The sequence below is a fragment of the Stenotrophomonas maltophilia genome (assembly GCF_047497515.2).
Classification (GTDB): Bacteria; Pseudomonadota; Gammaproteobacteria; order Xanthomonadales; family Xanthomonadaceae; genus Stenotrophomonas.
In genome coordinates this window covers 184,404-191,769 of sequence record NZ_JAXAXL020000006.1, presented here as the reverse complement: position 1 = coordinate 191,769, position 7,366 = coordinate 184,404, and the positions used below count along the sequence as shown (strand labels likewise).

Sequence of the window (7,366 nt, the reverse complement as noted above, 5' to 3'; positions counted from 1 at the left end):
GCTGCATCACTACAACTGGCACCGACCCCACATGGGGATCGGCAGCCAACCGCCTATTTCCAGAATCCCGCTGAACAACGTGGTGGGTTTACACAGTTAGTCGACTTCCGCGCGCAGCGCGGGGGTTTCGCGGTTCTGTATGAAGTGCAGTCGACCCAAAGCGCAGTCGACCAACAGTCGACTCTACCGCAGCGAGGCCTGCCGGGACCCGGCATTCACGCCGTGTCATGGGAATGCGCGCGCTGCACGCGTAAGATGACCGACCGCAACCCGGTGCCTGTGCCCTTCGCGCGCAACCGTAGTTCGCGTCAAGCACCTTATGTCTACTGCAACCTCCACGCCGCGCTTCCGCAAGGAAGTCGGCGCCACCGGTCTGCTCGCCCTGCCGCTTGTGCTGGGCCATGTGTCCACCGGTCTGATCTCCTTCGTCGACAACGTGATTGCCGGTCACCACGCCACCGCGACCCTGGCTGCGGTGACCATCGGTACCGCCCTGCTGTGGCTGCCGATGCTGATTCCGATCGGCACCCTGATCTCGCTCACCGCCTCGGTGTCGCAGCTGCACGGCGCTGGCCGCGAGCGCGAGATCGGCCCGTTGTTCCGCCAGGCACTGTGGCTGGCGCTGGGCCTGGGCCTGATCATGTTCACCTTCCTCACCGTCGTGCCGCCGCTGCTGCCGGCCTTCGGCATCGCACCGGACATCGTGCCGGGCGCGACCGCGTTCCTGCACGCGGTGCGCTGGGGCGGCCCGGCGCTGACCCTGTACTTCTGCATGCGCTACCTGAGCGAGGGCATGCACTGGACGCTGCCGACCATGCTGCTGGGTTTCGGTGGCCTGTTCGTGCTGGCGCCGATGGGCTATGTGCTGGCCAACGGCAAGCTCGGTTTCCCGGAAATGGGCGCCGAAGGCCTCGGCATCGCTTCGGCGGTGATGATGTGGCTGCAGGCGATCGCCTTCGCTACCTACCTGTGGTTCACCAAGCGCTTCGCCCACCTGCAGCTGTTCTCGCACTTCGAAGGGCCGCGCTGGAAGGCGATCTGGGAACTGCTGCGCACCGGCCTGCCGATCGGCATCACCGTGCTGATGGAAGGCGGTCTGTTCATCGTCACCGCACTGTTGATCGGCCGCCTGGGCGCCAACGAGGCGGCCGCGCACCAGATCGCGATCAATGTCGCGCAGCTGTGCTTCATGATCCCGATGGGCGTGGCCGAGGCCACCACTGTGCGCGTCGGCCATGCGGTCGGCCGCGGCGATGGCTTCGGCGTGCGCCGCGCGGCGTGGGCCGGCTACGCGATCATCATGGGCACGCAGACGCTGTCGGCGGCAGTGCTGCTGTTCGGCCACGACGCCATCGTCGGTGTGTACACCAACGACCTGGCCGTGGCCGGCCTGGCCTCGACCCTGCTGCTGTACGCGGCCACCTTCCAGTTCCCGGATGGCATCCAGGTGCTGTCGGCCGGCGCGTTGCGCGGCCTGAAGGACACCCGCGTGCCGATGTTCATCGCCATGTTCGCGTACTGGGGCCTGGGCATGCCGCTCGGCGCGGGGCTCGGCCTTGGCCTGGGCATGGGCCCGCAGGGCATGTGGATCGGCCTGATTGTTGGCCTGACCGCTGCCGCCATCCTGATGGGGTGGCGCCTGCGCCGCAGCAGCCTGCGCGTCGGCCAGTCGATGCTGTCCTGACGTTGCGCGCCCGCCCGGGTGATCCGTGGCGGGCGATCCCCTGACTTGTGTCCGATGCCGCATCACGCGGCACCGGCTATGCTGGTACCACGGCAAGAAGCCATCCGGAGCGCTCCATGAATCAAACCGTGCCCCCGCTGCCCCCGGCGCGTCGCAACCCCGTCGCCAGTTTCTTCATCGGGCTGTGGGACGTCATGAACTTCACCCGCCGGTTGATCCTCAACCTGGTGTTCTTCGGCCTGCTGTTCCTGCTGCTGGTGCTGTTCGTCATCGCCGCCGGCATGGGGGCCGGTGCCAGCAAGTCGCTGCAGGACCGCACCACCCTGGTGATTGCGCCGGAAGGCCGCCTGGTCGAGCAGTTCAGCGCCGATCCGGTCAGCCGCGCGCTGGCCAAGGCCGTGGGCGACAACGGTGCCGAAGAAATCCAGCTGCGCGATCTGCTGCGGGTGATCGAGTCGGCCAAGGAAGACAAGAAGATCGAGCGCGTGGTGCTGGAGCTGGACAAGCTGCAGCCGTCGGGCTTTGCCTCGCTGCGTGAAGTGGCCGCGGCGCTGCAGGACCTGCGCGCGTCCGGCAAGCAGCTGGTGGCTTACAGCGAGAGCATGGGCCAGTCGCAGTACCTGCTGGCCGCACAGGCCGACGAGGTCTACCTGGACCCGATGGGGTCGGTGGTGCTCGAGGGCCTGGGGCGCTACCGCCAGTACTTCCGCACCGGCCTGCAGGACAAGCTGGGCGTGGACGTGCACCTGTTCAAGGTGGGTGAGTACAAGTCGGCAGCTGAGCCGTACGTGCTCGATGCGGCGTCGCCGGCCTCCAAGGAAGCCGACCTGTTCTGGATGAACGACGTGTGGCAGCGCTACCTGGCCGACATCGCCAAGGCCCGTCGCCTGGACCCGGCACAGTTGGCTGCCGGCATCGACACGCTGCCGGAAGGCATCGCCGCCGCCGGTGGTGACCTGGCCAAGTTCGCCCTGCAGCAGAAGCTGGTGACCGCGCTGAAGACCCGCGAGGAATTCGAGGATCTGATGATCGAGCGCGGCGTGGCCGACGAGGATGCCGACGGCGGTTTCCGCAACGTCGATTTCGGCCGCTACCTGGCCCTGCTCGATGCACGCCGCAACCCGGTGGACTCGCGTCCGCAGGTGGCGGTGGTGGTGGCCGAAGGCGAGATCAGCGGCGGTGACCTGCCGGCCGGCCGTATCGGTGGTGAGTCGACCTCGGCGCTGCTGCGCGCCGCGCGCGACGACGAGAACGTCAAGGCCGTGGTGCTGCGCGTCGATTCGCCGGGCGGTGAAGTGTTCGCCTCCGAGCAGATCCGCCGCGAAGTGGTGGCCCTGCAGGCCGCCGGTAAGCCGGTGGTGGTGTCGATGGGCGATCTGGCTGCGTCCGGTGGTTACTGGATCAGCATGAACGCCGACCGCATCTACGCCGATCCGTCGACCATCACCGGTTCGATCGGCATCTTCGGCATGGTGCCGAACTTCAGCCGCGCGCTGGACAAGATCGGCGTGCACACCGATGGCGTCGGCACCACCCGCTTTGCCGGTGCCTTCGACGTCACCCGTCCGATGGACCCGGCGGTGGGCCAGGTCATCCAGACGGTGATCAACAAGGGCTACGCCGACTTCACCGGTCGCGTCGCCGACGCGCGCAAGAAGCCGGTCGAGGCCGTTGATGAAGTGGCCCGTGGCCGCGTGTGGAGCGGTGCGCAGGCCAAGGAACGTGGCCTGGTCGACGCCTTCGGTGGCCTGAAGGACGCCGTGGCCGATGCGGCCAGCCGCGCCAAGCTGGGCAAGGCCGACGCTTACCGCGTGCGCTACATCGAGAAGGCGGCGACGCCGTTCGCGCAGTTCGTCAGCGGTTTCGCCGGCAGCCGTGCCGGTGCCTGGATGCTGTCCGACTCGGGCATGGCGCGGATGATGCTGGCCCGCACGATGCCGGAAGTGGACACGCAGTTGCGCTTCGTCGAGAACGCAGCCCGCGAGAAGGGCAACGGTGCGCCGGTGAAGGCGCTGGCGTATTGCTTCTGCGGGTTCTGATCGGAACGCCTATCCACGCATGGCGTGGATCTACTGGTACGGCCACGCATGGCGTGGATCTACCGATCTGCGGCAGTGCCGGCCGCTGGCTGGCATTGCCCTGCTCTGGTGGGTGCCGACCTTGGTCGGCACCGCTCCATCCACGCATGGCGTGGCTCTACGGGAAACGCCCGGCTTCGGCCGGGCGTTTTCGTTTGCGGGTTACTGTGTCGCGTCGGCTTCGGCCTTGCGCTCACGCGCGGCGGTGTCTTCCATGGCCTTCTGCGCGCTCCTGGCGCGGTCCAGCGGCTCATGCATCGCACGCGTCATCGCTTTGGGTACCGGTGGCTTCTCCGGGTTCGGTGCCGGTGGACGCTGGCAGCCCGCCAGCAGCACGGTGGCCAGCAGGGACGAGGACAGGGTCAGGATGCGCATGGCGGCTCTCCGCGGTGGGCTTGCGTGCCAGTGTCGCACCCCCGGCAGGCGGCGGCCGTGAGCGCGTATCCTTGCCGCATCGAAACACAGCGGGCGCGGCCCCGGAGGACACATGACCCAGCAACGGTGGCGCCTGGACGGCCAGACCGCCCTGATCACCGGCGCCAGCGCCGGCATCGGCCTGGCCATTGCACACGAACTGGCCGGCTTCGGCGCCGACCTGATGATCGTCGGGCGTGATATCGACATGCTGGAGACGGCACGCGACGAGCTGCTGGACGTGTATCCGCAGATGCAGGTGCACGCGCTGGCTGCCGATGTCGCCGATGACGAGGACCGCCGCCAGATCCTGGACTGGGTGGAAGACCACAGCGATGGCCTGCACATCCTGGTCAACAATGCCGGCGGCAACGTCAGCAAGGCGGCCACGGAATATTCCGAAGACGAATGGCGCCAGATCTTCGAGACCAACCTGTTCTCGGCGTTCGAGCTGTCGCGCTACGCGCACCCGCTGCTGGCACGCCACGCGTCATCGTCGATCGTCAATGTCGGCAGCGTGTCCGGGCTGACCCATGTGCGCAGCGGCGTGGTCTACGGCATGAGCAAGGCGGCGATGCACCAGATGACCCGCAACCTGGCCGTGGAATGGGCTGAGGATGGCATCCGGGTCAATGCGGTGGCGCCGTGGTATATCCGCACGCGGCGCACGTCCGGTCCGCTGTCGGACCCGGATTACTACGAGGAAGTGATCAACCGCACGCCGATGCGCCGCATTGGCGAGCCGGAGGAAGTCGCCGCCGCTGTCGGCTTCCTGTGCCTGCCGGCGGCCAGCTATGTCACCGGCGAATGCATCGCGGTGGACGGCGGCTTCCTGCGCTACGGGTTCTGAGCGTTCGAGGGTAATGCCGGCCGCTGGCCGGCTACCTCGGGATCTTCAGATGATTGCAGTTGCCGGCCAGCGGCCGGCACTACCGGTGGCTGTCACCCCGGTACCGGGCAGTTGCTGGCCTCCAGCACGCCCTGCAACCGTTCGCGTTCACCGCGCGCGGCGTCGCGGTTCTCCGGCGTGGCAAATCGCTCACGGCCGCGTGCATCGCGGAAGCGCTGCTGCCAGCTGCCGCAGCGCTGTGCTTCAGGCAGCTCCTCGCAGCGGTCGCGCACCACTTCGCAGCCGGCGGCGTTCATCGGCGTGACGCCGCCCAGGCCCTGCACGGTCATGGGTTCGCAGCGGCCGGGTGACGTCTCGTACTCGTGCAGATAACTACCGCCCTGGCCGTCGATGCACTGGAAGATCGGCGGCAGCGGCGGCTTCGGCGGCCCGTCGCCCGCCTGGGCGCGGGTGTCGGCATCACGGCGCAGCGTCGCGCTGTCCAGGATCTGGTTGCCGCCTTCGCGTTCCACCATTCCCGCTTCCATGATGGTGCGGCCTTCGTCCGCGCGTCGTGGCCCTGCTGGGGCAGCAGGCGCAGCGGGGCCGGCCGGCGCGGTGGCCGGCGGCCCAACGGCGGCCGGAGCGGGCTCCGGGGCCGGAGTGGGCGCTGCCGGCTGCGCGCTGGCCGGGTCGGGCACGCGCAGCACCTGCTGTTTGCTGCCGGACGGACAGGGTGTACGTTGCAGGGTCGGCACGTCGCTGCTGCTGGATGTGCAGCGGTACACCACGCCCGTTTCGGCCAGTGCCGTGCCGGGCAGCAACGCCAGGGCCAACCAGATCAATCTGTTCATGCACACAGCGTACAGGCTGCGATGCAGGGCTGCGCTCAGCGCTGGCAGTCCCGCGACAGGCGTGCGTCGATGCCACGCTGTTCGTTGCTGATGGCGGTGCGCTCGCTCTGCAATGCGCTGTTGTAGCGGCGGTCCAGTTCCCAGCGGCGATCACGCAGGCGCGCGCAGACCTCCTGAGGCGGCAGCGCATGGCAGCTGTCGCGGACCAGCACGCTGCCGGCCGGGACCTGCACGCCGATTCCCACGGCGGGCGGGCGATGGCCAACCCCGTCGCCCATGGCTGGACCGATCGGTGTGCCGACTGCCGGGCGCGGACCCGGGTAGGCCGGGCCACGATGCCCGTGTGGCAGCCAGACGCTGGTCCACAACGGCACCCAGCGAGGATTGCCTTCGTTGTTGTCGCTGGTATAGCGCTGGCCGTCGTCGCTCACGCACTCGTACATCGGCTGCGGCGGTTGGATGTAGACGTGGCGGACTTCGCGATCGCGCATCGCCGGAAGCGCATCCGGCGGCGCGGGCGTGGCATCACTGCGCACCACCCGTGGCGCTGGATCACGCGGGCGCTGCAGGTCGCGCACCTGCTGGCGGCCGCTGTTGCAGGGCTTGTCCTGCAGGGCGACCGCACCGTTGCTGGCGACGCAACGGTAGACCCGCACATCCTCGGCCGCCGGTGCGGTCCAGGGCAGCAGCAGGCACAGGCCCAGGGCGGTGCGCAGCACGTTCATGACCGCAGGGTGCGCGATTGTCCGGTGCAGTGCAATCGGCCGCTCAGGAGCGCAGCACGTTGCCGCTGAGCGCGTCGCGGATCGGGGTGGGCTGGGCCAGGCCGCCGGTTTCGCCATCCAGGATGCCGTCCAGCAGGCGCAGCAGGCGTGGGTCCAGCTCTTCGCGGCGGCGCGCCGGCGGTTCACCGGCCAGGTTGGCGCTGGTCGAGACCAGTGGGCCACCCCAGGCACGGCACAGGGCCGCCACCAGCGGATGCGCGCTGATGCGCACCGCAATCCCGCTGTGCTCGCCGGTGACCCAGGACCTGGCACGCGGGCCGGCCGGCAGGATCCAGGTGTTGGCACCGGGCCAGCTGGCCAGCACCGCGCGCTGGCGGGCGTCGGGCAGCGCCTGCAGCCGTACCCAGCCTTCCAGCTGGGCCAGATCGGCAGCGACCAGGATCATGCCTTTCTCGATCGGGCGCTGTTTCAGCCGCAGCACCATGTGCACCGCCGCCTCGTGCGAAGGATCACAGCCCAGGCCCCAGACCGCTTCGGTCGGATAGGCGATCACGCCGCCCGCGCGGAGCGTGGCGACAGCAGAGTCGAGGGTGAGTTCTTTCATGGCAGGGACCGGCCCGACGTGGGCCTTCATTATCCCCCTGCAGCGTGCAGATAGGGTGGAACGGTGCCGCCCGGTGGTGCCGGCCGTTGGCCGGTGCGGACCGTGGCGGGTGCGGACCTTGGCGGGTGCGGACCGTGGTGGGGGGGGGGCCGGGGGGGGCCCCCCCCCCCCCCCCCCC

The 7,366-nt window shown here is 69.0% G+C and carries 7 protein-coding genes and 1 pseudogene; 4 read left to right on the top strand and 4 right to left on the bottom strand.

Annotation, left to right across the window (positions count from 1 at the left end; translation table 11 throughout):
- The 3 genes and pseudogenes from ACMZPQ_RS11535 to sppA form a co-directional block, all read left to right on the top strand.
- Window positions 1–100: pseudogene (locus ACMZPQ_RS11535) on the top strand (IS481 family transposase); the annotation flags it as partial.
- Window positions 101–319: 219 nt separating this feature from the next.
- Entirely contained in the window at window positions 320–1,684 is a 1,365-nt protein-coding gene (locus ACMZPQ_RS11530) for an MATE family efflux transporter (protein WP_197584099.1), read from the top strand.
- A 116-nt stretch (window positions 1,685–1,800) separates the two neighbouring features.
- Window positions 1,801–3,723 carry a signal peptide peptidase SppA gene (sppA, locus tag ACMZPQ_RS11525; RefSeq protein WP_197584097.1) on the top strand — a complete coding sequence of 641 codons (1,923 nt, stop codon included), beginning with the start codon at window positions 1,801–1,803 and terminating at the stop codon, window positions 3,721–3,723.
- Window positions 3,724–3,924: 201 nt separating this feature from the next.
- On the opposite strand, the gene ACMZPQ_RS11520 is transcribed toward sppA, so the two are convergent.
- A complete protein-coding gene (locus ACMZPQ_RS11520; RefSeq protein ID WP_197584095.1) occupies window positions 3,925–4,137 on the bottom strand; it encodes a hypothetical protein in 213 nt (70 codons plus the stop codon).
- A gap of 112 nt (window positions 4,138–4,249) precedes the next feature.
- Here ACMZPQ_RS11520 and ACMZPQ_RS11515 point away from each other — a divergent pair, with 112 nt between their 5' ends.
- Window positions 4,250–5,026 carry an SDR family oxidoreductase gene (locus tag ACMZPQ_RS11515; RefSeq protein WP_197584093.1) on the top strand — a complete coding sequence of 259 codons (777 nt, stop codon included), beginning with the start codon at window positions 4,250–4,252 and terminating at the stop codon, window positions 5,024–5,026.
- Between the two features lie 92 nt (window positions 5,027–5,118).
- Here the strand turns inward: ACMZPQ_RS11515 and ACMZPQ_RS11510 are convergent, their stop codons facing one another.
- The 3 genes from ACMZPQ_RS11510 to tsaC are packed head-to-tail and all read right to left on the bottom strand — an operon-like array spanning window position 5,119 to window position 7,218.
- On the bottom strand, window positions 5,119–5,859 hold the full coding sequence (locus tag ACMZPQ_RS11510; protein WP_197584091.1) for a hypothetical protein: 741 nt from the start codon (window positions 5,857–5,859) through the stop codon (window positions 5,119–5,121).
- 35 nt (window positions 5,860–5,894) lie between these two features.
- Window positions 5,895–6,584, bottom strand: coding sequence for a DUF4124 domain-containing protein (locus ACMZPQ_RS11505; RefSeq protein WP_197584089.1), 690 nt, complete (start codon window positions 6,582–6,584; stop codon window positions 5,895–5,897).
- A 43-nt stretch (window positions 6,585–6,627) separates the two neighbouring features.
- Window positions 6,628–7,218: an L-threonylcarbamoyladenylate synthase type 1 TsaC gene (tsaC, locus tag ACMZPQ_RS11500; protein WP_197584087.1), complete on the bottom strand. Its 591-nt coding sequence runs from the start codon at window positions 7,216–7,218 to the stop codon at window positions 6,628–6,630.
- Window positions 7,219–7,366 lie beyond the last annotated feature (148 nt).